The sequence below is a fragment of the Rouxiella sp. S1S-2 genome (assembly GCF_009208105.1).
In the GTDB taxonomy this organism is placed as follows: domain Bacteria; phylum Pseudomonadota; class Gammaproteobacteria; order Enterobacterales; family Enterobacteriaceae; genus Rouxiella.
Map to the genome: position 1 here is coordinate 5,154,002 of NZ_WFKL01000001.1, position 26,166 is coordinate 5,180,167.

The 26,166-nt window shown below is 52.4% G+C and carries 26 protein-coding genes; 5 read left to right on the forward strand and 21 right to left on the reverse strand.

The window, feature by feature from the left end; translation table 11 throughout:
* Nucleotides 1-105: 105 nt before the first annotated feature.
* Nucleotides 106-831: a dipeptidase PepE gene (gene pepE, locus GA565_RS23575; RefSeq protein ID WP_152201212.1), complete on the reverse strand. Its 726-nt coding sequence runs from the start codon at nucleotides 829-831 to the stop codon at nucleotides 106-108.
* Nucleotides 832-1,033: 202 nt separating this feature from the next.
* Here pepE and rfaH point away from each other — a divergent pair, with 202 nt between their 5' ends.
* Nucleotides 1,034-1,522 (forward strand): transcription/translation regulatory transformer protein RfaH, encoded by a 489-nt coding sequence (gene rfaH / locus GA565_RS23580; RefSeq protein WP_152201214.1) that lies wholly within the window; start codon nucleotides 1,034-1,036, stop codon nucleotides 1,520-1,522.
* Nucleotides 1,523-1,541: 19 nt separating this feature from the next.
* Here rfaH and tatD read toward each other — a convergent pair whose 3' ends face one another.
* The 11 genes from tatD to udp form a co-directional block, all read right to left on the reverse strand.
* Nucleotides 1,542-2,327, reverse strand: coding sequence for a 3'-5' ssDNA/RNA exonuclease TatD (gene tatD / locus GA565_RS23585; RefSeq protein ID WP_152201216.1), 786 nt, complete (start codon nucleotides 2,325-2,327; stop codon nucleotides 1,542-1,544).
* Nucleotides 2,328-2,387: 60 nt separating this feature from the next.
* Nucleotides 2,388-3,158: a Sec-independent protein translocase subunit TatC gene (gene tatC / locus GA565_RS23590; protein WP_152201218.1), complete on the reverse strand. Its 771-nt coding sequence runs from the start codon at nucleotides 3,156-3,158 to the stop codon at nucleotides 2,388-2,390.
* Between the two features lie 2 nt (nucleotides 3,159-3,160).
* Nucleotides 3,161-3,715 carry a Sec-independent protein translocase protein TatB gene (gene tatB / locus GA565_RS23595; protein ID WP_152201220.1) on the reverse strand — a complete coding sequence of 185 codons (555 nt, stop codon included), beginning with the start codon at nucleotides 3,713-3,715 and terminating at the stop codon, nucleotides 3,161-3,163.
* A gap of 3 nt (nucleotides 3,716-3,718) precedes the next feature.
* Complete coding sequence (gene tatA, locus GA565_RS23600; RefSeq protein WP_152201222.1) at nucleotides 3,719-3,988, reverse strand: Sec-independent protein translocase subunit TatA; 270 nt, start codon at nucleotides 3,986-3,988, stop codon at nucleotides 3,719-3,721.
* Nucleotides 3,989-4,066: 78 nt separating this feature from the next.
* Nucleotides 4,067-5,707, reverse strand: coding sequence for a ubiquinone biosynthesis regulatory protein kinase UbiB (gene ubiB / locus GA565_RS23605; RefSeq protein ID WP_152201223.1), 1,641 nt, complete (start codon nucleotides 5,705-5,707; stop codon nucleotides 4,067-4,069).
* Nucleotides 5,704-6,315, reverse strand: a complete 612-nt coding sequence (locus GA565_RS23610; protein WP_152201225.1) for an SCP2 domain-containing protein — start codon at nucleotides 6,313-6,315, stop codon at nucleotides 5,704-5,706. Before GA565_RS23610 ends, ubiB begins: the two co-directional genes overlap by 4 nt.
* Nucleotides 6,316-6,328: 13 nt before the next feature.
* Entirely contained in the window at nucleotides 6,329-7,102 is a 774-nt protein-coding gene (ubiE, locus tag GA565_RS23615; protein WP_152201227.1) for a bifunctional demethylmenaquinone methyltransferase/2-methoxy-6-polyprenyl-1,4-benzoquinol methylase UbiE, read from the reverse strand.
* Nucleotides 7,103-7,239: 137 nt separating this feature from the next.
* Nucleotides 7,240-8,832: a DNA recombination protein RmuC gene (rmuC, locus tag GA565_RS23620; RefSeq protein ID WP_152201229.1), complete on the reverse strand. Its 1,593-nt coding sequence runs from the start codon at nucleotides 8,830-8,832 to the stop codon at nucleotides 7,240-7,242.
* A gap of 146 nt (nucleotides 8,833-8,978) precedes the next feature.
* Complete coding sequence (locus GA565_RS23625) at nucleotides 8,979-9,506, reverse strand: DedA family protein (protein ID WP_152201230.1); 528 nt, start codon at nucleotides 9,504-9,506, stop codon at nucleotides 8,979-8,981.
* Nucleotides 9,507-9,602: 96 nt separating this feature from the next.
* Nucleotides 9,603-10,385: a tyrosine-protein phosphatase gene (locus tag GA565_RS23630; RefSeq protein WP_152201232.1), complete on the reverse strand. Its 783-nt coding sequence runs from the start codon at nucleotides 10,383-10,385 to the stop codon at nucleotides 9,603-9,605.
* Between the two features lie 150 nt (nucleotides 10,386-10,535).
* Nucleotides 10,536-11,300 (reverse strand): uridine phosphorylase, encoded by a 765-nt coding sequence (gene udp, locus GA565_RS23635; RefSeq protein ID WP_152201234.1) that lies wholly within the window; start codon nucleotides 11,298-11,300, stop codon nucleotides 10,536-10,538.
* Nucleotides 11,301-11,674: 374 nt separating this feature from the next.
* Here udp and GA565_RS23640 point away from each other — a divergent pair, with 374 nt between their 5' ends.
* Nucleotides 11,675-12,502: a dienelactone hydrolase family protein gene (locus GA565_RS23640; protein WP_152201235.1), complete on the forward strand. Its 828-nt coding sequence runs from the start codon at nucleotides 11,675-11,677 to the stop codon at nucleotides 12,500-12,502.
* 111 nt (nucleotides 12,503-12,613) lie between these two features.
* Here GA565_RS23640 and GA565_RS23645 read toward each other — a convergent pair whose 3' ends face one another.
* Both GA565_RS23645 and metE read right to left on the reverse strand, forming a co-directional pair.
* Entirely contained in the window at nucleotides 12,614-13,378 is a 765-nt protein-coding gene (locus GA565_RS23645; RefSeq protein ID WP_152201237.1) for an SDR family NAD(P)-dependent oxidoreductase, read from the reverse strand.
* 263 nt (nucleotides 13,379-13,641) lie between these two features.
* Complete coding sequence (gene metE / locus GA565_RS23650) at nucleotides 13,642-15,918, reverse strand: 5-methyltetrahydropteroyltriglutamate--homocysteine S-methyltransferase (RefSeq protein WP_152201239.1); 2,277 nt, start codon at nucleotides 15,916-15,918, stop codon at nucleotides 13,642-13,644.
* Between the two features lie 104 nt (nucleotides 15,919-16,022).
* Here metE and metR point away from each other — a divergent pair, with 104 nt between their 5' ends.
* Entirely contained in the window at nucleotides 16,023-16,979 is a 957-nt protein-coding gene (gene metR, locus GA565_RS23655; RefSeq protein ID WP_152201241.1) for an HTH-type transcriptional regulator MetR, read from the forward strand.
* Here the strand turns inward: metR and GA565_RS23660 are convergent.
* Nucleotides 16,976-18,208 (reverse strand): MFS transporter, encoded by a 1,233-nt coding sequence (locus GA565_RS23660; protein WP_152201243.1) that lies wholly within the window; start codon nucleotides 18,206-18,208, stop codon nucleotides 16,976-16,978. The genes metR and GA565_RS23660 overlap by 4 nt on opposite strands.
* A 135-nt stretch (nucleotides 18,209-18,343) precedes the next feature.
* Here GA565_RS23660 and GA565_RS23665 point away from each other — a divergent pair, with 135 nt between their 5' ends.
* The gene (locus GA565_RS23665) at nucleotides 18,344-19,231 is read left to right on the forward strand and encodes a LysR family transcriptional regulator (RefSeq protein WP_152201245.1); all 888 of its coding nucleotides are present in this window, start codon (nucleotides 18,344-18,346) and stop codon (nucleotides 19,229-19,231) included.
* 82 nt (nucleotides 19,232-19,313) lie between these two features.
* A complete protein-coding gene (locus GA565_RS23670; protein ID WP_152201247.1) occupies nucleotides 19,314-19,631 on the forward strand; it encodes a hypothetical protein in 318 nt (105 codons plus the stop codon).
* A 78-nt stretch (nucleotides 19,632-19,709) separates the two neighbouring features.
* On the opposite strand, the gene ugpQ is transcribed toward GA565_RS23670, so the two are convergent.
* The 6 genes from ugpQ to GA565_RS23700 all read right to left on the reverse strand — a co-directional run.
* Nucleotides 19,710-20,459 (reverse strand): glycerophosphodiester phosphodiesterase, encoded by a 750-nt coding sequence (gene ugpQ / locus GA565_RS23675; protein ID WP_152201248.1) that lies wholly within the window; start codon nucleotides 20,457-20,459, stop codon nucleotides 19,710-19,712.
* A gap of 2 nt (nucleotides 20,460-20,461) precedes the next feature.
* On the reverse strand, nucleotides 20,462-21,535 hold the full coding sequence (locus GA565_RS23680) for a sn-glycerol-3-phosphate import ATP-binding protein UgpC (RefSeq protein WP_055773275.1): 1,074 nt from the start codon (nucleotides 21,533-21,535) through the stop codon (nucleotides 20,462-20,464).
* 37 nt (nucleotides 21,536-21,572) lie between these two features.
* Complete coding sequence (gene ugpE / locus GA565_RS23685; protein ID WP_152201250.1) at nucleotides 21,573-22,418, reverse strand: sn-glycerol-3-phosphate ABC transporter permease UgpE; 846 nt, start codon at nucleotides 22,416-22,418, stop codon at nucleotides 21,573-21,575.
* Nucleotides 22,415-23,302, reverse strand: coding sequence for a sn-glycerol-3-phosphate ABC transporter permease UgpA (gene ugpA, locus GA565_RS23690; RefSeq protein ID WP_152201252.1), 888 nt, complete (start codon nucleotides 23,300-23,302; stop codon nucleotides 22,415-22,417). Before ugpA ends, ugpE begins: the two co-directional genes overlap by 4 nt.
* A gap of 151 nt (nucleotides 23,303-23,453) precedes the next feature.
* Nucleotides 23,454-24,770 carry a sn-glycerol-3-phosphate ABC transporter substrate-binding protein UgpB gene (ugpB, locus tag GA565_RS23695; RefSeq protein ID WP_152201254.1) on the reverse strand — a complete coding sequence of 439 codons (1,317 nt, stop codon included), beginning with the start codon at nucleotides 24,768-24,770 and terminating at the stop codon, nucleotides 23,454-23,456.
* Nucleotides 24,771-25,016: 246 nt separating this feature from the next.
* Nucleotides 25,017-26,166: PLP-dependent aminotransferase family protein (locus GA565_RS23700; protein ID WP_152201255.1), on the reverse strand; the 1,150-nt coding region annotated here is incomplete at its 5' end.

Below are 26,166 nucleotides of genomic sequence, written 5' to 3' on the forward strand. Positions count from 1 at the left end.
GCAGTATAAAGCCTGTCGGACGCTGTTGCTGCATTTTTCAAGATTAATGAACCAAAAATGGGCAACCGAAAGGATAAACAACAGTCCACGAGTCTTATCAATCTATTAAATGCATTGGAAGGGTACAAGACCAGAAAGTGCTCGCGTGTCTTGATATTCCTGCGTCTCGTGGCCGTGACGGAAGACTTTAAAACCTTCCCCCTTGGCACTGTAGTAGCTCAATTTATTGCCCGAAACGTGCAGCATACTGCCTTCGCGCAACGCAACCACGGACTCGCTCGGGTTCACCGCGCAAAATTCGGCAATGCGTTCATCGCGCGTCTCGCCCATGTGGCCGCTGATGTGTGCATCAATATAGTGTGGGTTAATTTGCACCGGAAACAGGCCGAGCGCGGGCAGTACCACAGAGTTACGAACTGGCATGTCATTGGTGGTACGAATGCTTGGCGTAGCAACGTTACAACCTGCGCTCCACCCGATATAGGGCACTTCGCGCTCACGTACCGCGCGCTGCACCGGCACAATTAGCCCTTTTTCGTGCAGCATCTGGTTCAGCATCCAGGTATTGCCACCGCTAACCAGAATACACTGTGCCTGCTCGATAGCCTCAGAAGGAACGCCAGCATGATGAATACTGCCCACCTTAATACCTAGCGCTTCTTCAAGCTCCAGTGCTTTGGCGTCCCAGTCGGTCCGGATCAATGCGTAGGGGATTAACACTGCGGAAGTGATATTGCGCGCGTTGAACATCGCTTTAATCTGCTCATGGGCATAACCTAGCGGCTGGCTGTCACCTGAAAGTTTGCCGTTACTGAGTAAGAACAACTCCATTACGTTTCTCCAAAAAATTATCAGACCGGAAGTTCGTTGTTGCATCGGCGGATCTCGATTCAACAGGTAGTCAGTGAATAAACTGCAAAATTGTTATCAGCTTAGATGTTACCATTCCTGCAGCAGCTGCGCTGCACGCGCGGCTATTTATCCCTTAAAGCTTTTGTTATTCTCAATCTGTTAGTCACGAGGAAAACGATAAATGGAAAGCTGGTACTTACTGTATTGCAAACGGGGTCAACATATTCGTGCCCAGGAACACCTTGAGCGTCAGCACGTTCAATGTTTGGTGCCGACGATCAAGTTAGAGAAAATCGTGCGCGGTCGTCGAACAATGGCGGACGAGCCTTTGTTTCCAAACTATATGTTTATCGCCTTTGATCCTGAAAAGGTTCATACCACCACCATCAGCGCAACCCGCGGTGTTAGCCACTTTGTCCGTTTTGGACACCAGCTTGCCACGGTCAATCCCAAAGTTATTGAGCAGTTGGTAACCCAGCCGCCTATCGATGTTCGCGACCCTGAAACACCGTACGAGGGTGACCGCGTGTTAATCACCGAAGGCGTCTTTGAGGGGTTACAGGCCATTTATACCGAACCTGACGGCGAGCGACGTTCGCACCTGCTGTTAAACCTGCTCAACAAACAGGTTAAACAGAGCCTGAGCAATACCGAATTCCAAAAGATCTGACCCCCCACCGACTTCCCTTCTACAGTCTGAACAACCGGCGCGCATTGCCGTCGGTTATCTGTGCCAATGCTTCTGGGGTCTCCTCTTTTTCACGCCAATGCGCGACCTGATTAACAATGTGCGGCAGGAAGCACGGCTCGTTGCGTCGATTTTTAGGTTTTTTTTCCATATCTCGGGGCAGCAAATAAGGCGCGTCCGTTTCCAGTAACAATTTATCAAGCGGGATGAACGGCAGCATTTCGCGCAACTCAAGTCCGCGCCGCTCATCACACACCCAACCTGTAATGCCGATTGACAGACCTAAAGCCAGATAATGCTCGAGCTCATGCCGACTGCCGGTAAAACAGTGCACCACTGCCCCCGGCAGGCGCGGTAACCAGGGTTCCAGCAATTGCGTAAAACGCGGGTGCGCATCGCGACAGTGTAGAAACACCGGCATATTCAGCTCGGCGGCCAGGCTAAGCTGGGCGGTGAACGCCTTTTCCTGAGCGACTGGCGTGGAGAAGTTGCGGTTAAAATCCAGTCCGCATTCGCCGATAGCCACAACCTGAGCATGACTCGCTAACTGACGTAACTGCTGCTCCACGTCGTCATCCCAGGTACTGGCCTGATGAGGATGAATGCCCGCCGTTGACCAGCAAAAGTCGGGGTATTGAGCGGCCAGTGCCTGCGCCTGATGGCTTTCCTCAAGCGAGGTGCCGGTTATCAGCATCCCCGTCAGTCCGGCGATTTTAGCGCGATCAACCACCTCGGCGCGGTCTTTATCAAATTGATTGCTGGTTAAATTCAGGCCAATCTCGAACATCACACCCTCTCAAAACAGAAACCGCCCAATTGGGCGGTTAATTAATCTGCAAGCTAGCGTTTAAGAAGCATCGGACTCGCTGTCCGCATCGTCGTCTTCATCGCCACGGCGTCTTTTGCCTACGTAATAACGGGCGCAGAACACGCCAATTTCAAACAAGATGTACATTGGAATAGCCAACAACGTCTGTGAGAACACGTCAGGTGGCGTCAACAGCATCGCGACCACAAAAGCCCCGACCAAAACATAAGGACGTTTCTTGCGTAAATCTTCAGGCGTGGTTACACCCGTCCAGCACAGTAGAATAATCGCAATCGGAACTTCAAACGACACGCCGAATGCCATAAAAATGGTCATGACGAAATCGAGATATTTATTGATATCCGTCGCAATCTCTACGCCAGCCGGTGCCGTTTTTGCAAAGAAGGCGAAGGCCAGCGGAAACACCAGGAAGTACGCAAACGCCATGCCGAGATAAAACAGCGCGGAGCTTGAGAACAGCAGCGGCATCATCAAACGGCGTTCATGCTTATACAGCGCCGGCGCCACAAAGCCCCACACCTGATAAAGGATAAACGGAGCCGAGACAAACACCGAAACGATCATCGTCAGTTTAATTGGCGTGAAGAACGGTGACGCAACGTCAGTTGCTATCATGCTCGCGCCCAATGGCATGACTTTGATAAGCGGTGCAGAGACCAGGTAGTAAATATCATTGGCAAAATAAACCAGTGCCAAAAACACCACAATTACGCAAATAATCGAATTCAGCAGGCGCTTACGCAGCTCTATTAGATGGCTGATAAGCGGTTGTGTATCTTCAACTGCCATGTTTAGCGTTCACCCGTTGGTTGTGAAGAAGGGGCCGACTGCACCGATGGCGCAACTTTCGGTTGAACCACATAGTCTATCGCAGCCTTTGGCGGAACGGTCTGTTCTGCCACCGGTGCAACAGCCGGTGAATCCGCGACATGCTCGGCAGTAGCCGGTGAAATACCTTCATCATGATGCGCTTCGGCATCCCTGAGTACAGGATTATGAATGGTATTTCCCTCTGTGGCATCGGCCACCGCCTGGTCAGCCGGGCTGAGGTTCTCATGAATTGAGCGCTTCATCGATGATGCCGCTTCTTTCAAATCATCAATCGATGATTTGATTTCCGGCGACAGGTTCTTTAAACCGGCCTCTTCAGCTTTCTTCAGGCTATCCTGCAGTTCCTGCAGTTTTAACTCTTGATTCAGCTCGTTTTGTACGGATGCTGCCATCGATCGTAGTGTACGGATCCAGCCCGCAACAGTTCTTACCGCAACGGGTAAACGCTCTGGTCCAAGCACAACCAAACCAATAACGAATACCAGCAACAGTTCACTAAATCCAATGTCGAACACGGCTTATACCTGCTCTTTGTTTTGACTCTTAGTTTCTTCTGCTTTTACTTCCGGCTTGGTGCCATTGATAGACTTGGCCGAAAAATCTGCATCAGACCCGGTTGTTTCAGTTTCTTTGTGCGCCTTGGAGGCATCATCTTCGTTCATGGCTTTTTTAAAGCCCTTGATTGAAGCGCCAAGATCGCTACCGAGGCCACGTAATTTTTTGGTACCGAACAACAGAACCACGATAACCGCGATGACCAGCCAATGCGTAATGCTAAATGCACCCATGGTATTCACCTCAACATAACAATAATTTAATGACTGTCGTATAAACGACGCATGACTTCAATTTTAAATTTTATCGGCCTACTCGGTCTTTCTGGTTCGCTTCCATCCGATAATCCAGGCGACAAGCCCCGCAGCAATCATCCATACAGGGTAAACCTCAACCTTACCCATCATCAGCACTGTACCGCTGAAGAGTAATGTTGCCCCAACGCCGAAAAGATATCGGGATTGGCCCTGACGTTCGTTCTGCGTCTGTAACTGATGAGTCAGTTTTTCAATGTTGTACTGCAAAAGTTGATGCTGTTTTAAGCTGTCGTACACCAGCTCAGGAAGTTCGGGAAGTTTCTCAATCCAGAAAGGTGCTCGCTCTTTGAAAGCGCGAACCATTGCCGGTAAACCTACCTGATCACGTATCCAGCTCTCCAGGAAAGGCTTTGCCGTAGTCCAGAGGTCAAGCTGTGGATAGAGCTGTCTGCCCAGGCCCTCAACATATAGCAGTGTTTTCTGCAGCAACACTAACTGAGGCTGCACCTGCATGTTGAAACGCCTGGCGGTGTTAAACAGGTTTAACAATACGTTACCGAAAGAGATTTCTGCTAGCGGCTTTTCGAAAATAGGCTCGCAAACCGTGCGGATGGCAAACTCAAATTCTTCAACGTTGGTATCACGAGGAACCCAGCCAGAATCAACATGCAGCTCTGCAACTTTGCGGTAATCACGGTTGAAGAAGGCAATAAAGTTTTCGGCCAGATAACGTTTATCGTCTTTGTTAAGCGATCCAACTATGCCGCAATCTATAGCTATGTAGCAAGGGTCTTCCGGCGTTTCATAGCTAACAAAGATGTTTCCCGGATGCATATCGGCATGGAAAAAGCTGTCGCGAAATACCTGAGTGAAAAATACCTGCACGCCACGCTCTGCCAACAGCTTCATGTTGGTACCCTGTTTTTCCAGCGCAGCCACGTCGGAAATAGGAATACCGTAGATGCGCTCCATCACCAACAGACGTTCACGACAATAATCGGAATAGACTTCAGGCACATACAGAATAGGGCTGTTCTCGAAGTTTCTGCGCAGTTGAATCGAGTTGGCGGCCTCGCGGAGCAGGTTCAGCTCGTCGAGCAGCGTTTTCTCGTATTCTTTGACGACTTCGAGGGGGCGCAAGCGGCGACCGTCAGGCAGCAGCAAGGGCACCCAACCGGCAAGACGGGCCATCAGGCGGGTATCGGCCTTGATAATCGGCATGATGTCAGGACGGATAACCTTGAGCACAACCTTTTTGCCATTCTCTTTCAAGGTGGCGGTATGAACTTGCGCAATAGAGGCCGAAGCCAGCGCGTTTTGGTCAAAATCGTCAAACCAGGTTTCAATCGGGCCACCCAGGGCTAGCTCAATGTGCTTGCGGGCCAGCGCGCCGTCAAAAGGTGCGACGTGGTCCTGCAGCAACGCAAGCTGATCGGCAACGTGAGGCGGAAAAAGGTCACGGCGCGTTGACAGCATCTGACCAAACTTGATCCACACTGGCCCCAGCTCTTCAAGTGCCAGACGCAGGCGGGTGCCGAGCGGCTTATCTTTGTGGCGGAAAGGGATCCAAAAGAATAAATAACGACCTAACCTCAGCGGCAGCGTCAGCTTAATCTTGGGGATCAGTTCATCTAGCCCGTAGGAGAGAAATACCCGAATAATCAGGTACAGGCGACGCATTTCACCTGGAGTCATGGGTTCCCTTCCAGTAATTTGTTCAAGCGCGCTTCCAGCGCCAGGGTCTGGTGTTCAACGGCGGTAACTTCATCGGTGAACCAGGCGGCTTCAAGCGCACCCGGCGCCAGCTTCCATTCTTCGGTGACAACTTGTGCAACCTGACTCTGATGTTTTTTGACGCCCGCGGTTAGGAAACGAAATCCACCACTCACGGCCTGACTGATGCCCTGTGCAGCGATATCGCCGATGTAGGGAGCCAGCAACTCGGCAGGTTCCCATTCCGACATGTCTATCAGCGCAGAAAACTGCTGCACCACCTGAATATCGCCTTCGACGTTTAAATCGCCGCTGCGAATAAGAGGGGCCAGCTGTTGACGATCGCGCAGTTTGCGCAGGGTAGAGAGGCGTGTGATAACGGTGCAATTTGCTTCGCCGTCCCACTGCCCCACCACGTCAACTTTTTGTTCATTAAAGATAAACGTCAGCGGTGAACTCAGTTCCTTTAGCTCAATACGCAAAACTTTGCCAGCAAGACGCAGCCTCGCGGCCTTCATGCTGCTTTCCTTAAACAACAACTGATTAAGGGCGGTCTCGATAGCAGCAGTCAATAAGGGAGTTAACAACATCGGCATTTCCATATCAGAACTTGAAACCTCGGTGTAGCGCAACAATGCCACCGGTGAGGTTGTTATAAGTCACGTTCTCGAAGCCCGCATCAGACATCATGCCTTTAAGCGTGTCCTGGTCCGGATGCATACGGATAGACTCGGCCAGATAGCGGTAGCTTTCGGCATCTTGGGCCACCAGCTCGCCAATTCTTGGCAGAATATGGAATGAATAGGTGTCATAGGCTTTGCTCAGCGGAGCGAAAACTGGCTTGGAGAACTCAAGTACCAGCAGGCGGCCGCCCGGCTTTAAAACGCGGAACATTGAACGCAGTGCTTTCTCTTTTTCGGTCACGTTACGCAAACCAAAAGAGATAGTGATACAGTCGAAATAATTGTCAGGGAAAGGCAGCGCTTCGGCATTAGCCTGCACGTAGCTGACGTTGCCAACGATACCGCTGTTGCGCAGCTTCTCGCGGCCCATTTTCAACATGGAGTCGTTGATATCGGCCAGCACAACTTCACCCTGCTCGCCCACCAGACGAGAGAACTTGGCGGTCAAGTCACCTGTGCCGCCAGCCAAATCCAGGACGCGCTGCCCGCGACGAACGCCGCTGCAGTCAATAGCATAACGCTTCCAGATACGATGAACGCCGAATGACATCAGGTCATTCATCAGGTCATATTTCGCGGCCACAGAGTGAAAGACTTCAGCGACCATCTCTGCTTTGTTATTTTTGGCTACGGTACGAAATCCAAAATGTGTAGTTTCTGAAGAATCTACATTTTCCTGCGTCTGCTTTTCCATGTTTTTGCCTGCTTATTCAGTATATCGCCTGGGGAAAGTGTATCAGAACCCCGGTGAAAGCCCCATCTCCGATGCGATTAACGCCGCACGCGGTGATCAAGCCGCGGTATTATTGTTCACTCTATGAGCAAAACAAATTAAAAATTCTTTGATGACGCAGCAACGTCTTCAAGTGGCCGTTCGTCATTGTCGCCCTGCAGGGCGTTTTCTGTTGCCAGCTCCGCCGTTTCCTGCGCCTCAGGCTCCGAATATTGTTCATCCAGTGACGCCTGATACTCTGGGTCATCTTCAGCGCTGGCCTGCTCTGCAAGCGCCGGGCTGATAGGCCGTTTTACTTCCACACCCAACGCCCTGAACCCCTCAACCTGGCCGATAAGATTACCACGCCCTTGGGCAAGTTTGTTCATTGCCAGCCGATAACTTGCCTGCGCTTTATCGAGACTTTGCCCCATTGACTGCATGTCATCAACGAACAGCCTGAGTTTGTCGTACAGGCGAGCGGCGCGGTCTGCAATACGTTTGGCGTTCTGACTTTGATGCTCGTAACGCCACAGATTGCTGATAGTGCGCAGCGCAACCAGCAGCGTGGTTGGGCTAACCAACATAATGTTGTGGTTGAGCGCTTCACTAATCAGTTCGGGTTCACGATCGATAGCCACCAAAAAGGCCGGTTCTACCGGTATAAACATCAGCACGTAATCAAGACTGCGCAGGCCGGGCAACTGCTGATAGTCTTTACGACCTAACAGGCGAATATGGCCGCGCACCGAGGTAATATGCTCGTTGAGCGCAGCTTCACGCTCAAGGTCATCTTCGCTGTTGAAATAGCGTTCGTAGGCCACCAGCGACATTTTGGCGTCAATGACCACATCTTTGTTCTGCGGCAGCCGTACCACAACGTCGGGCTGCATTCTGCTGTTATTTTCAGTCTGCACGCTGACCTGCGTCTGATACTCGTAGCCTTCTCGCAGGCCGGAGGCTTCTAGCACGCGACTGAGCACGACTTCGCCCCAGTTACCCTGCGTTTTGTTGTCGCCTTTCAGAGCCTTGGTCAAATTAAGCGCCTCGCGCGCCATTTGGGCATTGAGCTGCTGGAGACTGCGAATTTCATGGGTTAGCGTGTGGCGTTCACGCGCTTCCTGCCCAAAGCTGTCCTGCACCTGACGGCGAAAACCGTCAAGCTGCTCACGCAGCGGCAGCAGCAGTTTGTCGAGACTCTGTTTATTTTGTTCGTCTGCACGACGGCCGGTTTGCTCGAAGATACGATTTGCAAGATTTTCAAACTGACTGTTGAGACGCTGTTCGCTGTTAATTAACAGCCGCTGCTTGTCTTCGGCTGCCAGACGCGTTTCATCCAGCCGAGTGACAACCTCACGAAGCTCGGCTTCCTGAGCGCTGTTAATTTCTCGTTGGGCTCGCAGTTCCTGATTGAGCTGCTCACACTCATTTTGCCAGTGCGCCAAAAGCTGGAGTTTTTCGGCGCTGGCGGCCTGCGCACTGTGCAGCGTTCTCAGCTCCAGCTCATTTTCGCGCTGATGATGTTTTGCCTGCAGCATATCGCGCTGCAGTGCCTCTTTTTCTTGAGCAAGCTGGCTCTGAGCCTGCTCCAGCAATTTGTAGCGGGTGTCGTTATCGGCCTGAACCTGCTGTTGACGCAAACTGGCGATTAACCAGCCGAGCAAAAGACCGATAATTCCTGCGCCCACCGCGTAAATGATGCTGATATCCACGGTTTTTCCTCTGTCTGAATCTCTTGAAGGTCAAGGTAAATGCATACTGTATGGATGTCCAGATGCTTTTAAATTACCTGCCTGCACTTTGCGAGACATCTTCCAGAAAACGGGCGCAACGGCGCTGATTTCACTTCACCGCCTGATCAAAACCACTGGCTTAGCCATTTTATCCCAAATGCACCCGGCGCCAGAATACCAAAGCCCCAGACCAGCGCAGACGTGAAGTTTGCCAGCTGGAAGTAACGCTGCGGCATGCCACAAATTCCTGCCACCAAGGGAACAACGGCGCGCAGCGGTCCAAAGAAGCGACCAATGAAAGCACCCGGCATGCCCCAGCGTTCAAAGAAGGCGTGCCCGCGATCCAGCATTTGAGGATGAGATTTGAAAGGCCAGATGTGCGGCACTTTGTCGCTGTAGTGTGCACCAATCCAGTATGACAACCAGTCCCCGAAGAAGGCGCCGGCCGCTGCTGCCGCAAAAATAGGCCAAAAAGGAATACCGGTTTCACCAATCAACGCCCCTAATCCGAGCAAGATAACCGTGGCTGGTAACAGTAATGAGAGGAAGGCCAATGACTCACCAAAAGCCAGAAAGAAGACAATCGGCGGTGCCCAAGCCTGATGCTGACGGACAAACTCCGTCACGTAATGAATGACCTCGTTAATGCTCAAAAATTACCACCCATATTCAAAACCGAATTTTATCCGCAACTTTTTACCCAATAACAGTAAACATTATTCAATGACAACCAAAGCTTAACGAAGCGATTATTCAAGATAGCGCGCGCACAGCGACTCACGCACCTCAGCCGTAAGACCGTACTCTTTTTCGAGCCAGTTATCGGTGTTGCCATACAGGTCGTTAATGGCATTTAGCGCCGTATCAATGAATATTTCTTGCACCGAAAACACATAGGCAAACTTCTCCAGCGCCGCCGGTGGCAGGGTTATCGACATTTTATCAAGCATATGTTCACGGAAGGTCGCCAGCGTCGTTTCCGTCAACAGATAATCTTCTTTGACGGTAGCAACGTCTGCACCCAACGCCAGCAGCACGATGACTGACCCAATACCCGTGCGGTCTTTCCCTACCGCACAGTGCTGAACCAGCGCACCGCCGCCGGGCTGAACCAGCAGGCTCACCAGTTTTTTATAGGCATCGTTATTGAACGGCAGACGGCGGTAAAGCTCCAGCATGAATTCCTGCGGATCAAATGCCGCAATAGTCTCGGCGGTAAGCCGCTCAAGATTGGCATTAATCACGTTGCTCAGCGGATTCGCCGGTGCATGGTGATATTCGCAGCCTGGCCACAGAATATCGGGCTTGGCGGCAACTTCATCCGCATCGCGGTAGTCAAGAATGTGCTGAAGCGGAATATTGCTCAGGAAACGCTGATCTTGTTCGGTAAGCGTGTCTAACGCACCGGAGCGATAAAGCCAGCCACGTTTAATTCTTCGCCCATCGGCGACCGTATTACCGCCGAGATCACGGAAGTTAACGCCACCCTGTAAAGGGGTCAAGGAAGGGTGAAGTAAGATTGTTGCCGTCATAGGGCCTCTTATTATTCCAATAATTCGTACTATGACCATACCAGATAGCCGCGCGGAGATAAAAAAAGGGGCCACCGGCAGGCGACCCCTTATTCAGACAAACTCAGTATTGCTTCAGATAATAATCAGAAATAAATCAGATTAGTGAGCTTAGGCAATCAGGCGACGCGCGGCCTCGACCACAATCTTCACTGCGTGACTTTCCGTTTGCTTCATGGTTTCTGCATTAGGAATTTCTTGCTGTGTGCGGTTAACGATAACCCCTGCGACCATACCGGCGCGAAGGCCCTGGCTTGCGCACATGGTCAACAGCGTGGCGGACTCCATCTCATAGTTCATCACGCCCATTTCCTGCCACTCTTGCATAGACTCCTTAAAACGGCGCACAACGCGGCCTGAGTAAGTGTCATAACGTTCCTGGCCCGGATAGAAGGTGTCCGAAGACGCCGTCACGCCAATGTGCAGATTGGCACCCACCGCCTTGGACGCCTCGACCAACGCGGTAGTACAGGCAAAATCGGCAACCGCGGGATATTCCATCGGTGCGAAATGCAGACTGGCACCGTCAAGACGCACGGCGGCAGTGGTCACCAGCACGTCTCCGACGTTAATGTGCGGTTGAATAGCACCGGTGGTGCCGATACGCAGGAAAGTGCGGATACCCAGCTGGGCCAACTCTTCCACCGCAATAGAAGTGGAAGGACCGCCGATACCGGTCGAGCAGACAATCACGGCTTTACCGTCAAGCTCTGCGCGCCAAGTAGTGAATTCACGATGAGAAGCCAGATGAACCGGGTTTTCCATCAGCTTCGCGATTTTTTCAACCCGCTGAGGATCGCCAGGAACAATGGCCAGGGTCGCACCTTGAAGGCTGCTTTTGGTCAAACCAAGGTGAAAAACGTCAGACTGAGACATAAATAAACTCCTTCTTAATTCGGGTCATCTTTTTAAAAAACATCCTGCCACTCTAACGTTCATTGGCATTGAATTTTGTGATGCAAATCGCTAAGTGGTATTACGGCTATCATCGCTTGCACGGCAATCGTGATTAATATCACAAAATTAGGCTGCGTATCGTTCTTTCAAGACAAAGGCGCCCTGCTATCTGTATGACAAACAGATTAAATATTACTCAGCGAAGCATTTTTTACGTAAGGGTTAACTATAGGACAGGCTATGTTGATTGATGTGCTAACTTTATGGCTTATAGTTTTAGCTCCTGGCCCTTGTTTTCAAAAATCAAATTGTGAGTTTTAAAGAAAAGAACTTATCCCCGTATGGAGACTGCAATGAAGAAAGATGATTCAATACAATTAAAACAAGCACCTGACAGTTTCTCCCCTGCCGTTACGCCTGTATCTGCGACCACTATTCACACTGATACTGAAGGCCTGCACGCGGGCGAAACCACTATCCCTTCACAGGGTGAGAATCTGCCAGCCTATCTGGCACGACCTGCCGAATACACCGGCAAACTGCCGATTATTTTAGTGGTGCAAGAGATCTTTGGTGTGCATGAGCACATTCGTGACCTGTGCCGCCGTTTGGCGAAAGAGGGTTATCTGGCGATCGCTCCAGAACTCTATTTCCGTCAGGGCGACCCGTCCGACTACAGCGAGATAAGTGAGCTGTTCGAGAAGCTGGTGAGTAAAGTGCCAGACCAGCAGGTGTTGGCCGATTTAGACCACACGGCGCACTGGGCGGCACAGCACGGCGGTGACGCCAGTAAGCTGGCCATTACCGGATTCTGCTGGGGTGGTCGCATCACCTGGCTCTACGCCGCGCACAGCCCGCAGTTGAAGGCCGGTGTCGCCTGGTACGGCAAACTGGTAGGCAATAAAACGCTGACCAGCCCAACACACCCGGTCGACGAGGCGGTTGATTTAACGGCGCCGGTGCTGGGTCTTTATGGCGGCCGTGACAGCAGTATTCCGCAAGATACGGTCGAAACCATGCGTCAGGCCATTCGCGCCGCCAATGCGAATGCGGAAATCGTGGTTTATCCTGATGCGGACCACGCTTTCAATGCCGACTACCGTCCAAGCTACAACGCCGAAGCAGCGGCAGACGGTTGGCAACGCATGCTGGCGTGGTTTGCCAAATACGGCGTTAAATAACCCATCGACGTTAAGTTCATGCATTAATAAAAAGGCCCCGTCAGTGAAAACACACGAGGCCTTTTTTCATTTTTGTCTTAAAAACCTGAGTTATTGATGAGTTAAGCCGTTTTAAGCCTGCTTGGGCTGACCGTTCGAGGCACTCAGGCCGCCGTCGACCGGCAGATTGACGCCGGTAACAAAACGGGCATCATCACTGGCCAGAAAAGCAATAACCGACGCAATCTCTTCCGGTTCGGCCCCGCGTCCCAGTGGGATACGTTCGGCAAATTTCGCCAGTAATACCTTGTTTTCTTTAATATCACCTGCCATGTCTGTCAACGTCAGACTAGGACAAACTGCATTGACGCGCACGCCGTCGGCACCGTGGTCCATCGCCAGAGAGCGGGTAAAATTGGTCACCGCCCCTTTGGCCGCGTTGTAGAAACTCATGCCCCAGTCACCGCCCAATCCTGATACCGATGAAACGTTGACGATGTTGCCTTTGCTCTTCTTCAATGCGTCAATAAAGAAGCGCGTAGCGTAGAACACCCCGCTGACGTCGATATCGAAAATTTTCTTCCAGTCTTCAATGCTTGCCTCATTAACCTGGCCCTGCACCACAACGCCGGCGTTATTAACCAACACGTCAACGTGACCGAATTTATCCAGCACCACTTTCGCCAGGCGTTCGACCTCTTCAGGATTAGAGATATCGGCGACGTGAATATAGTAATTCGTGGTTTCAAGCGTATTGGCAATCTTGGCCAATTTGATTTCAGTGCGTCCCACCAGTACCACAGTCGCCCCTTCGGCAGCAAAACGCTGAGCGGTTGCTGCCCCCATGCCGGAACCTGCACCTGTGACCACCACGACTTTATCTTTAAATCGACTCATCTTTGTCTCCTTACGTTGTTCGAACACGATTCGAATTAAGATTTCACCCTACTAAGCCTAGTCAATGAGGCGAGGGATTAAGGCATTTGAACTTTAATCCGTGTGGCAATTCGCTGCAGGCAAGGCGAGTCGGGGGATACGTGAGAAGTTTAAGAGGTTACAAAATACTAATGAAACTAAAAACAGGCGCAAAAAGGGCGCCGAAGCGCCCAATGATTAACGAAGAATACAACCCACACACTATATCGACTACGCCCATACTTTTAAGCGTGTTCAGCACGCAGGCGCTTGGCTGCTTTCACCATGTTTTCCAGCGACTCGCGGGTCTCTGTCCAGCCGCGCGTTTTCAGGCCACAGTCTGGATTCACCCACAAGCGCTCTGCCGGAATGCTATCAGCCGCTTTACGCAACAGGTTTTCAATCCACTCAACGCTTGGCACATTTGGTGAGTGAATATCATAAACGCCGGGTCCAATTTCATTTGGATAATCGAACGCTTTGAAGGTTTCGATCAATTCCATATCAGAACGCGAGGTTTCAATGGTGATAACGTCAGCATCGAGTGCCGCAATGGAGTCCATGATGTCGTTGAATTCGCAGTAACACATGTGGGTGTGGATCTGCGTGTCGTCTTTGGCAATCGCGGCATTCAGTTTGAATGCATCAACCGCCCAACGCAGATACGCGTTCCACTCTGACTGACGCAGCGGCAAGCCTTCGCGTAGTGCAGGTTCATCAATCTGGATGATGCCGATGCCGGCTTTTTCCAAATCTTCCACTTCATCACGCAGCGCTAAACCGATTTGCTTGGCGATAGTTTCACGGCTGACGTCTTCACGTGGGAAAGACCAGCAGAGAATGGTAATGGGGCCAGTCAACATGCCTTTAACCGGTTTAGCGGTCAGAGACTGTGCGTATTGTGCCCACTCAACGGTAATAGCTTCGGGGCGGCTCACGTCACCGATGATAACCGGTGGTTTCACGCAGCGTGAACCGTAGCTCTGTACCCAACCGTTTTGTGTGAACACAAAACCATCGAGATGCTCACCGAAGTATTCGACCATGTCGTTACGTTCAGCCTCACCGTGGACCAGAACGTCGATATCCAGACGCTCCTGCTCTTTAATCGCCTGCTTGATGTGCTCGCTGATGCCGGTACGGTAATTGGCGTTATCCAGACGACCTTGTTTGAAGTCCAGTCGCAGGCCTCGGATTTCGGTGGTTTGCGGGAATGAACCGATAGTGGTGGTCGGCCATAAAGGCAATTTGAAGCGGGCGCGCTGTGCTAGCGCTCGCTGGGTGTAAACGTTGGGACGTTCAATGTCCGCCGCCGTAATGGCCGCAACACGTTTGCCCACCGCTTCGTTGTGTACGCGCTTAGATTCGCGACGAGCGCGAATTGGCGCGCTGTAGTCAGCCAGTTTTTTCAGCGTCTCTTCACTCGGGTCATTCAGGGCAGACGTTAGCAACGCCAACTCAGCACATTTTTGCAGACCGAAGGCGAACCAGCTTTTCACTTCGTCATCAAGACGTGTTTCAACGCTTAAATCGATGGGACTGTGCAGTAATGAACACGAGCTACCAAGCCAAACGTTGCGGCCCGCAATCAGCGGCTTTAGACGGTCGAACCAGGTGCCCAGGTCGGCACGCCATACGTTACGGCCGTTGATCACGCCCAGCGACAGAAGCCAGTCTTTTGGCAATTTGTCGGCAACCGTAGCCAAATCATCGCGACCGGCAACGGCATCAATGTGAAGACCTTGCACTGGCAATTGGCGGATGGTTTCAATGTTGTGGCCCACGCTGTCGAAATAGGTCGTCAGCAGCACTTTAATGTGACCTTGCAACTGCTCATAAGCCGGTTTGTAGGCATCCAACCACGTTTGGGGCAATTCCAGAACCAGTGCAGGTTCGTCGATTTGAACCCATTCGATGCCGCGTTTTGCCAGCTCGGCCAGCACTTGTTGGTAAACAGGCAGAATATCGTTGATCAGCGACAGGCGCTCAAACTGCTGGCCCTTTACTTTGCCCAGCCACAGGTAGGTCAATGGACCCAGCAACACAGGTTTGACTTTGTGACCCAGCGCAAGCGCTTCGTCAACTTCGTCCAACAGCTGAGTCCAGGTCAGTTTGAACTGCTGACCTTGAGTGAACTCAGGCACCATGTAGTGATAGTTGGTGTTAAACCATTTGGTCATTTCAGCAGCGGCGGCAGGTTTGCCGGTCGGTGCACGACCACGACCCAGACGGAACAGAGTATCGAGATCAACTGAACCGTCATCATTCTGGTGACGGGCCGGAACGTTACCCAGCAGCAGGCTGGTGGTCAGCACGTGATCGTACCAGGCGAAATCGCCAACCGGCAACAGATCCACACCAGCCTGCTGTTGTTGCTGCCAATGACGCGCACGCAGCTCGCGCCCGGTCGCCAGCAGTTCTTCTTGAGTGGTGCTGCCAGCCCAGTAGCTTTCCTGCGCTTTTTTCAGCTCACGACGCAAACCAACGCGCGGAAAACCCAGAGTGTGATTCAGTATCGTCATCTTTAAATTCCCATTTGGCCATCCAGATGTTTACACATCCATAATCCGCAGGTACTGTATAATCCACAAGCGCAATTTATTCACAGTGAAAGTGAAGGACTCTCATGATCGAACTGAAACATCTGCGGACGCTGCAAGCTCTGCGAAATACCGGCTCTCTTGCCGCCGCAGCGGCACAGCTTCACCAGACCCAATCTGCCCTGTCGCATCAGTTCAGCGACCTCGAGCAGCGTCTCGGTTTCAGACTTTTCGTGCGTAAAAGCCAGCCGCTGCGGTTTACGCCGCAGGGCGAAATCATGCTACAGCTGGCGGAGCAGGTGCTGCCGCAAATTCAGCAGGCACTCCAGGCTTGTCACGAGCCGCAACAGACTTCGCTGCGCATTGCTATCGAATGTCACAGCTGCATACAGTGGTTAACGCCTGCACTGGACGCGTTCCACAAGAATTGGCCACAGGTATTAATGGATTTTAAATCTGGCGTCACTTTTGACCCGCAGCCTGCGCTCCAACAGGGCGAGCTGGACATCGTGCTGACCTCCGACATTCTTCCGCGCAGCGGTCTGCACTACTCACCGATGTTTGATTTTGAAGTGCGTCTGGTTTTGGCGCCGGACCATCCACTGGCAAAGAAAGCGGTAATTACGCCGGAAGACTTGAGCAGCGAGATCCTCATGATCTATCCGGTTCAGCGTCAGCGTCTGGATATCTGGCGTCATTTCCTGCAGCCGGCGGGTGTGAGTCCGGCACTGAAAAACGTCGATAACACGCTGCTGCTGATTCAGATGGTGTCGGCGCACATGGGTATCGCCGCCCTGCCACACTGGGTGGTTGAGAGCTTTGAGAAGCAGGGATTGGTGGTGACCAAAACGCTGGGCGACGGTCTGTGGAGCCGACTCTATGCCGCCGTTCGCGACGGTGAGCAGCGCCAGGCCGTAACCGAGGCGTTCATCCGCTCGGCACGCCAGCACGCCTGCAATAACCTGCCGTTCGTACGCGATGCTTCACGGCCCAACGGTACAGCTTCACAGGTAAAAGCGCTGCCGTTGCCGTCTGCGAGTTAATAAAGGCTCACTCGCCGCTGAACGACAAGCAACGTTATCGCCACCATCGAGAGGGCCGTTAGCGTAGCGGCGAGCAAGGTAAAGCCCAGGGACAGGCAAGTCAGATCAATAAGATAGCCGGTGACGACCGGCAGTAAACCGGCTGGAATATAAGCGCCGATGTTAAGCAATGCGTTGGCTTCTGCGCGACGCTCGGCGGCAATATTTAGCGACAACAGCGTTAATCCACCCAACTGCCCCAGCCCCTGTGCAGCCCCTGCCGCCAAAGCGGCAATGAAAATCGTCTTAACCCCACCGCCGTGCAATGTAAAAATAATACTCATCATCGCCACAATCAGCGCCGCGCCGCTGAAATAAAACACTCTCGCAATCGGCTGCTTACGACACAGCAACTGCGTACCTACCGCCACGCTGAACATCATACAGGCCATTAATCCGGCAATCATCGGACTGCTTGCATGTGAAAAACGATTGAGCAATACGGGTCCCAGCGACAGCATCATCGAGGTTGCGGTCAGGCCGGGGGCGAAGAACAGTATTCCCAGCATTAAATGAAAAATATTCTTCGACGCAATCGACGGCAGACGCAATGGGCGGGATTTCTCAGCCATTTTTTCCTGTGCCGCAGGTAAACGCAGTGCAAGGGCTATCGCGCTAAGCTGCACCACCAACTCGACGGTAAACACGGTGAATACCGGATGCGGCAAGAATCGCACAATGACCCCACTCATCACCGGTCCTAGCCCTGCGCCGGTAACCATCGCGATAGACGCTATCAGCGCGGCCTGCCTTTTTCTGCCCTCACCTCCCGCATCAACTACGGCCGCCATGCTGGCTGTGACGGTGATCCCCACCGCAATACCGGTCAGAAACCGCGCCACCAACAGTAAGCAGACCGACTGCGCCATCATGAAACACAGACACGCCAATAGGGCGGCGATCAGGCCGGGCAGAATGATTTTTTTTCTTCCCAGCCGGCCGGCAAGCTGTCCGGCAACCAGCAGCGTTATCACCAGAGCCAAAATATAACAGCCGAAAATGAGCGTCAGAGTTCCAGAAGTAAAACTAAACTGCTGTTTCCAGTGGATATAAAGCGAAGTTGGTGCATTGGATAGCATAAAGACAGCAATAACGATCCACGCTGTTTGTATAATCTGGCGCGGAGAATAGGTTAATGATGCAGTATTTATGGTGTTTATACGGCTTTCGTCAGGTAACGACTGCGACATGATTTTTTCCTGTAATTAAATGGCTGAAGAGACCGTTCAGCCTGACGAAGAGGATAAAGATAAAAACACAGAAGAAAAATAAGCTAAAATTCCAAACATATCGGACAAAAATGTCTTAAATGAGGGTTTTTTCTCATGAGTAAACTCAGCGGTATTGAAATTTTTGCACAGGTTGCCGAGACGCGAAGTTTCTCTGAAACGGCCAAACAGCTGGGCGTGTCTTCGTCCGCGGTGGGTAAAAGCATTGCACGGCTAGAGGCGCGTTTATCCGCACAGTTGTTTTATCGCAGTACGCGCAGCATCACCCTCACCACGGAAGGGGCACAGTATTTAGAGCGCTGTCGCCGTATTCTTGCCGAAGTTGAAAACGCCGAGCTTGAACTGATGGAAAGCCATCGCGCACCTCAGGGCCAACTGAAGATTAGCCTGCCGTTTGTCGACGTGATTGTGCTGCCGCTGGTCAGTGGATTTATGCAGCGCTATCCCGATATTCAGCTCGATATCGACATGACCGACCGGATGGTAGATATCATCGAAGAGGGTTTTGACGCGGTCATCCGCACCGGTACGCCGATAGATTCACGGCTAAAATCTCGATTTCTAGGGGGCTATCAGCGGGCGATTGTGGCAGCGCCGGCTTATCTCGAGAAAAGGGACACGCCGCAGCATGCTGCCGAGCTGGCTCAACACACCTGCCTGCTGCATAAATATCCCAGCACGGGAAGAATCGAACAGTGGACCGGGGATATTGAGGCCTCAGAGCTGCCCGCGGCGTTGGTGTGTAATACTAACCGGGTGATTATCGACGCCACGCTTAAAGGCTTGGGGATCGCCTGTTTGCCAGAATATCAGGTGCGTCAGTATCTCATTGAGGGGAAATTAGAGCAGATTCTTAAAGGGCAGTCTGCGGCCGAAAATGGTTATTGGGCGCTGTGGCCGGTGAGTAAACATGTGACCCCCAAATTACGGGCTTTTATCGATTATCTGGTGGAATACTTTAACGAGAACCCGCTTAGTGCTTAAGTTCAAGGTTTGTCTGAAAAATGCCCAACGACCTCGTTGATGAAGTAAACTTAAAGCAGGAAACTTTAGCAGGGGAACTATCATGAACGTTATTCATCAGATTATCACCGGCATGGCACTGGCGTTGATTGCAGCGTCCGCTTTCGCCGCCGTAACGCAAACGCCGATTGAAAGGCAGCAACAGTTGCTGAACAATCCATCGCAACAGCGCATGCAACAACGTATGCAGAGCGATGATCGGCTGCATCAGCGTCAGTTGGAGCAGGATCAAAAGTTCAGCCAACAACAGCAGCAATTGCGGTTACGTTCTCAATCGCTCAATGACCAACAGCGCCTGCAGCAAAACCAGCTCAATAACAACCAGCAGATTCTGCAGCAGAAGCTGAACCAAAGACCGTAGGGTATTCGTGATGGGGGCACGTGTTTCGCCACCTCAGTCCCCCATCCTAACCCCTCCCACGGGGAAGGGCGTTAGTTCTTAAATCTTGGCCGCAAAATCCGGGCCTATCAGGTCGATGCGGTCTGTGCAGATGCAGTCCACGCCCCAGCCCAACAGTTGGCTTGCTCTTTCCGGACTGTTCACCGTATACACCAGAATGTGCAAACCGGCCTGTTTCAGGCTGTGCACCCGCTCTTCGGTCAGTTCTTTATGATTAATATGCAACGAAACGCAGCCCAGACGCGTGGTTAACGCCTGCCAGTTCTCGTCCCACTTATCCAATAAAATTCCGCGTGGCAGCTCGGGCGCAGCGGCCTGCGCGGCCTCAAGCGACGCGACGTCAAACGAGGAAAGCAGAGGCGGAACGGCCTGACCCTGCCACAGTTCGCGTGCCGCCAATGCCACCTGCTCACCGGTCTCAAATGCCAGTCCGGTCGTGCCTTTGATTTCGATATTGGCCATCATGCCGTATTTGGCACAGCGCGCCGCCACTTCTGACAGCAGCGGCAATTTCTCTCCGCTAAAGCTGCTGCTGTACCAGCTGCCTGCATCAAGCTGAACCAGTTTGTCCCAACCCAACTCTCCCGCCACGCCCCAGCCGTTGCTGGTGCGGTTAAGGGTGTCATCATGCAGCAGAAAAATTTCGCCGCCCTGTGCCAATTTGACGTCAAACTCAATCATGCTGTGGCCGAGACGCGCACCGGTATCAATCGCCGCCAAAGTATTTTCAGGCGCCAGCGAACCGCCGCCGCGATGGGCCACAATTCGTGGATAAGGCCAAGCTGTCATGTTCACTCCATCCGTAATCCGCTTTTTGAATCAAAAAAGTGTAGCGCGTGCGCGGGTAAAACCAAACGTAATTGCGTGCCCGTCGCCGGACAATTTTCATGTGAGAGTCGCACTACCATGCCGCTTCCCGCCCAAACGCCGTGGGCCAGATTGTCCGCACCCAGCAACTCAAGGTTTTTCAGCTCCATCGGAATGCCAGTGTGCGGATCGTCCGTGAGTTGAATATGCTCCGGTCGCACCCCTAAGGTCAACACGCGACCGCCCCACTCGGGACGGGCCTTTGGCAGCGGCAGCTCGTATCCGCCCTCCATCACCAGCGATGTGCCGTCGGAGGTCAATTGCCCCGGCAGCAGGTTCATTGCCGGTGAACCAATAAAGCTGGCGACAAACAGACTGGCAGGACGCTGATAAACCTCTGAAGGAGTACCGATTTGCTCGGCAATCCCTTTGTTCATCACAATCACGCGCTCGGCCAAGGTCATCGCCTCAACCTGGTCGTGCGTCACATACAGGCTGGTGGTCCGCAGGCGGCGGTGCAACTGCTGTAACTCGAGGCGCATTTGCACGCGCAGCTTCGCATCCAGGTTCGATAAAGGTTCATCAAAAAGAAAAACGGCCGGCTCGCGCACGATGGCACGCCCCATTGCTACACGCTGGCGCTGACCGCCGGAAAGCTCGCGCGGTTTGCGTTTAAGCAGTGGACCCAGCTCAAGAATACGCGCCGCCTCTTCAACCCGCGCCTGAATCTGCGCTTTACCGAAGCCGCGAATTTTCAGGCCGTAGGCCATGTTGTCGTACACGCTCATGTGCGGATAGAGCGCGTAGTTTTGAAATACCATCGCGATGCCGCGATCTTTCGGTTCAAGATTGGTCACACGCACATTGTCGATATAAATATCGCCGCTGGTGGTGCGCTCCAGCCCGGCCACCATGCGCAGCAGGGTAGACTTACCGCAGCCCGAAGGGCCAACCATCACGATAAATTCGCCGTCGGCAACGTCCAGATCGATAGTTTTGATAATCTGATTCTGTCCGTCGTAAGACTTGGTCACTGCCTGTAGTTTTAAATTTGCCATGTTTGTTGTTTACCAAGTGAATCGTTTGCCATGTTAATCATTTTTCACTGTCTACCAGGCCGCGCACAAACCAGCGCTGCATCAGGAGCACTACTGCCAAAGGTGGCAATAACGTCAGGATCATTGCGGCCATCACCTGATTCCACTGTGTCGAACCGTCTCCAGAGGAGATCATGCTCTTGATTCCGGCCACCGCGGTGCCCATCGAGGCATCGCTGGTCACTAAAATCGGCCACAGATATTGGTTCCAGCCGTAAATAAAGGTGATAACAAACAGCGCTGCGAGGTTGGTTTTCGATAATGGCAGCACGATGTCCCAGAAAAAGCGCATCGCACCCGCGCCGTCGATACGCGCCGCTTCCAGCAGTTCGTCCGGCAGAGTCATAAAGAACTGTCGGAACAGGAAGGTCGCGGTGGCCGAAGCCATTAGCGGCAGCGTAAGACCCGTGTAACTGTCGAGCATGTGCAAATTAGCAATAACCTGCACCGTCGGGAAAATACGCACTTCTACTGGCAACATCAGAGTCATAAAAATTAGCCAGAAGAACAGGTTACGCAGCGGAAAACGGAAATAGACGATGGCGAAGGCCGATAGCATTGAAATTGAAATCTTGCCGACGGTAATCGCCATCGCCATGATAAAGCTGTTCAACAGCAGCGGACCAAACGCCGGACTGTTGCTGCCCGCGCCCTGCGTCCAGATGGTGCGGATGTTCTCAAAAAAGTGCCCGCCGGGGATCAGGCTCATCGGCACCTGAAAAATCTGTTTGTTATCCAGCGTCGCGGCAACAAAGGCCACGTACAGCGGGAACAACACCATCAGCACGCCAATAATCAGCACAGCGTGACAGAAAATATCAAGACCTCTTCTGTTTTCAATCATTGGTAACGCACCTTACGCTCGACGAAGCGGAACTGAATAAATGTCAGGGCAATCACCATGACCATCAGCACTACCGACTGCGCGGCCGAGCTAGAGAGATCGAGACCGGTGAAACCTTCACGATATACCTTATAAATCAAGGTAGTGGTTGCCTGAACCGGTCCGCCCTGCGTTGCCGCGTCAATCACCGGGAAGGTGTCGAAGAAGGCGTAAACCAGATTGACCACCAGCAGGAAGAAGCTGACCGGTGAAATCAGCGGCAGTACCAGATTGAAGAAGCGTCGAATGGGACCGGCGCCGTCAATGGCCGCGGCCTCAACCAGTGAACGGGGAATCGACTGCAGCGCGGCTAAAAAGAACAGGAAGTTGTAGCTCACCTGCTGCCAAATTGACGCCAGCACCACCAGAAACATCGCTTGTCCGCTGTTTTGCGCATGGTTCCAGTTATAACCAAGCGTACCGAGGAAATGCGTTATCAAACCCAAGCCAGGGCTGAACAAAAACATCCACAGTACGGCGGCAACGGCGGGCGCAACGGCATAAGGCAGAATCAGTAACGTTTGATAAATCCGGCTGCCGCGGATCACGTGGTCAACCATTGCCGCCAGCAGCAGAGAGATGCCCAGGCCAAAAAATGCCACCATAAAGCTGAATTTCAGCGTGGTGTAGAAAGAGGCGAGGTAGTAAGGATCCTGGAACAGCTGTTGAAAGTTAGTCAGACCGGCAAACACGCTCGAGACCCCAAAAGGATCCATTGTTTGCATCGAAAACCACAGTGCCTGACCGGCGGGCCACAGGAAAAAGATGGCCGTAATCAACAATTGAGGCAGAACCAGCGCATAAGGCAGCCAGCTACAGCCAAACCCGGGACGGTGTGAACTCATATGAATTACTCATCAAAACAAGAGACGGACAAGAGGGTGTGAAGCTCGTACGTTTGCAATCGCCAAAACGAATGACAGAGCAACGCGTAAAAACGACAATCGAGACACATTTTTACGTGCTGCCCTATCAGGCTTTAGTAGACCGCGGGCGTTATTGCTTCACTGATGCTTCAAAGCGACGCAGCAGCAGATTTCCACGCTGTACGGACTCATCCAGCGCCTGTTTAGCCGTTTTCTGGCCGCTCCACACGCCTTCCAGCTCTTCATCAACAATGGTACGAATCTGTGGCATGTTGCCCAGACGCAGACCTTTGGTGAAAGGCAACGGCGGCTTGTTCATCATCTGGCGAGTGGCCACGTCAGAGCCTGGGTTCTTGTCATAAAAGCCCTGCTGCTTGGTCAGCTCATAGGCCGCCGTCGTCACCGGCAGATAGCCGGTTTTCTGGTGCCATTCAGCGGCGATCGCTGGCGTTGTCAGGAACTGCAGGAATTCGGCAACACCTTTATAGGTTGCGTCGTCCTTGCCTTTCATAACCCACAGGCTTGCACCACCGATAATGGCGTTTTGTGGTGCACCCTTGACGTCGGCGTCGTAAGGCATCATACCCACGCCGTAGTTAAATTTGGCGTACTGGCGGATATCGGCCAGTGAACCGGAAGAGGCGGTGGTCATGGCGCAGTCGCCGTTATAGAACTTGGCGGTAGACTCATCCTGACGACCGTAGTAGGTGAATTCACCCTTCTTGTTCATGTCTTCCAGGAATTGAATATGCTTGATTTGCTCAGGCTTGTTGAACTCCAGAACCGCATCGGTACCGTCAAAGCCGTTGTTCTTGGTTGCCACTGGCAGACCGTGCCAGGCGCTGAAGTTCTCAATCTGAATCCAACCCTGCCAACCGCTGGCATAGCCACACTTCATGCCGGCTTCTTTCAGCTTGGCGGTGTCTTGCTCCAGCTCCTGCCAGGTTTTTGGCGGCTGATCGGGATTCAGACCGGCTTTTTTAAACGCGTCTTTGTTGTAGTACAACACCGGCGTTGAGCTGTTAAACGGCTGCGACAGCAGGCGTCCCTGAGAATCTGAATAGTAGCCGGAAACCGTCGGCACAAACTGGGAAACGTCTTCTTTCAGGCCCGCATCGGCAAACACCTGGTAAACCGGCTTAATCGCCTTGCTTGCCATCATGGTCGCGGTGCCCACTTCATAAACCTGCAAAATTGCCGGTGCGTTGCCGGTACGATAAGCCGCGATGCCTGCTGCCAGGTTCTGGTCGTATTTGCCTTTATAAACAGGAACGATTTTTACATCAGGGTGCGTTTGGTTAAAACGATCGGCCAGTGAGTTAACTTCTTTACCTAGCTCACCGTCCATTGAGTGCCAAAAAGGGATTTCCGTGACGGCAAAAGCGTTGGCACTAATAGCCAGCATAAGTGCTGCACCCAGAGCTGATTTTTTTACGTTGATGTACATGCCTGTCTCCTGAATTCTGCTGGTGTAAGGAAATGCAGAGAAATAATGGAAGTTACAAAATTTTTTATTCGGGAGCTAACATGACACGGCTAAATGACAGAAAAATAACCGTTAAATGACAATAACGTGACAGCAGCATGAAACGCAGATGACGGGAAGATGGCAAAAATAAGGCGCATTGGGTGAGCAATGCGCCATAAATTCATATTACAGGTCTTTTAGGGGGTAAACCCTGCTTATCCGGCCTTAAAGCGCACGCTTCAGACGGGCAACGGCTTCATGCAGCTGCTCTTCAGTTGCGGTGGCGAAGGAGATGCGGAAGGTTGAGTGATCCGGGTTATCGGAGAAGAAGAACTCGCCCGGTACAAACACCACGCCCTGCTCCAGCGTTTTCTTCATCCACTCGGTGCAGTTACGCGGCTCGCGGAAACGCGCCCACAGGAACATGCCGCCTTTAGGATATTCGAAGGTCAGCACGTGGCCCAGCTCACGCTCAAGCAACTCGGCCAGTACGGTACATTTTTTCTTGTATGCGGCGCGAATGGTTTCAATCTGCTTATCGAGACGACCCAGACCTAAATAGTACTCCGCTACCGTTTGCGACAGTGAGCTGGCGTGCAGGTCGGCGGCCTGTTTGATAATCGCGACTTTATTAAGCAGCCACTGCGGCATAATGACCCAGCCCAAACGCAGGCCAGGGGCCAGGATTTTGGAGAAGGTCGAGGTATAGATGATGTTATCGGCATGACCATATAACTGTTTTGAAAGTTCAAACAGCGTGGGCAGGCGCTCGTCGGTAAAGCGCAGTTCGCCGTAAGGGTCATCCTCAACAATCAGGAACTCGTGTTCGGCGGCCAGTTTCACCAGCTGCTTGCGGCGTGAAAGACTCAAGGTAACGCCGCTCGGGTTACCAAACGTCGGCACCAGGTAAACGCCTTTAATTTTGCGCGTCTTGACGATTTCAGCCAATTCGTCGACTTTCATGCCGTCACCGTCAGAACCGACAGAAAGCAGGTGCGCTTCGGCCAGCTCTAAGGTTTGCAAGGCTGCCAGATAGGTCGGGCGCTCCACCACGAAGATGTCATCCGGGTTAACCACGGCACGCATAACCAGGTCCAGCGCTTGCTGCGAACCGGCGGTCACGACAATATCATCAGCCGTGGCGACGATTCCGCGCGTTTTGCACAGGTCGGTAATGCATGAACGCAAACCGTGGCTACCTTCGGTCAGACCATATTGAAACGCATGCTCCGGCTGCTCGGTGATCGCCAGCTGCGTCGCCTGCGCCAACCCTTCAAAGTCGAACAAGGCTGAAGAAGGAATACCACCCGCCAGCGAAATAACACCCTCCATCTTGCTGTGCTTCAGCAATTCCCGAATGGCCGAACTTTTAAGC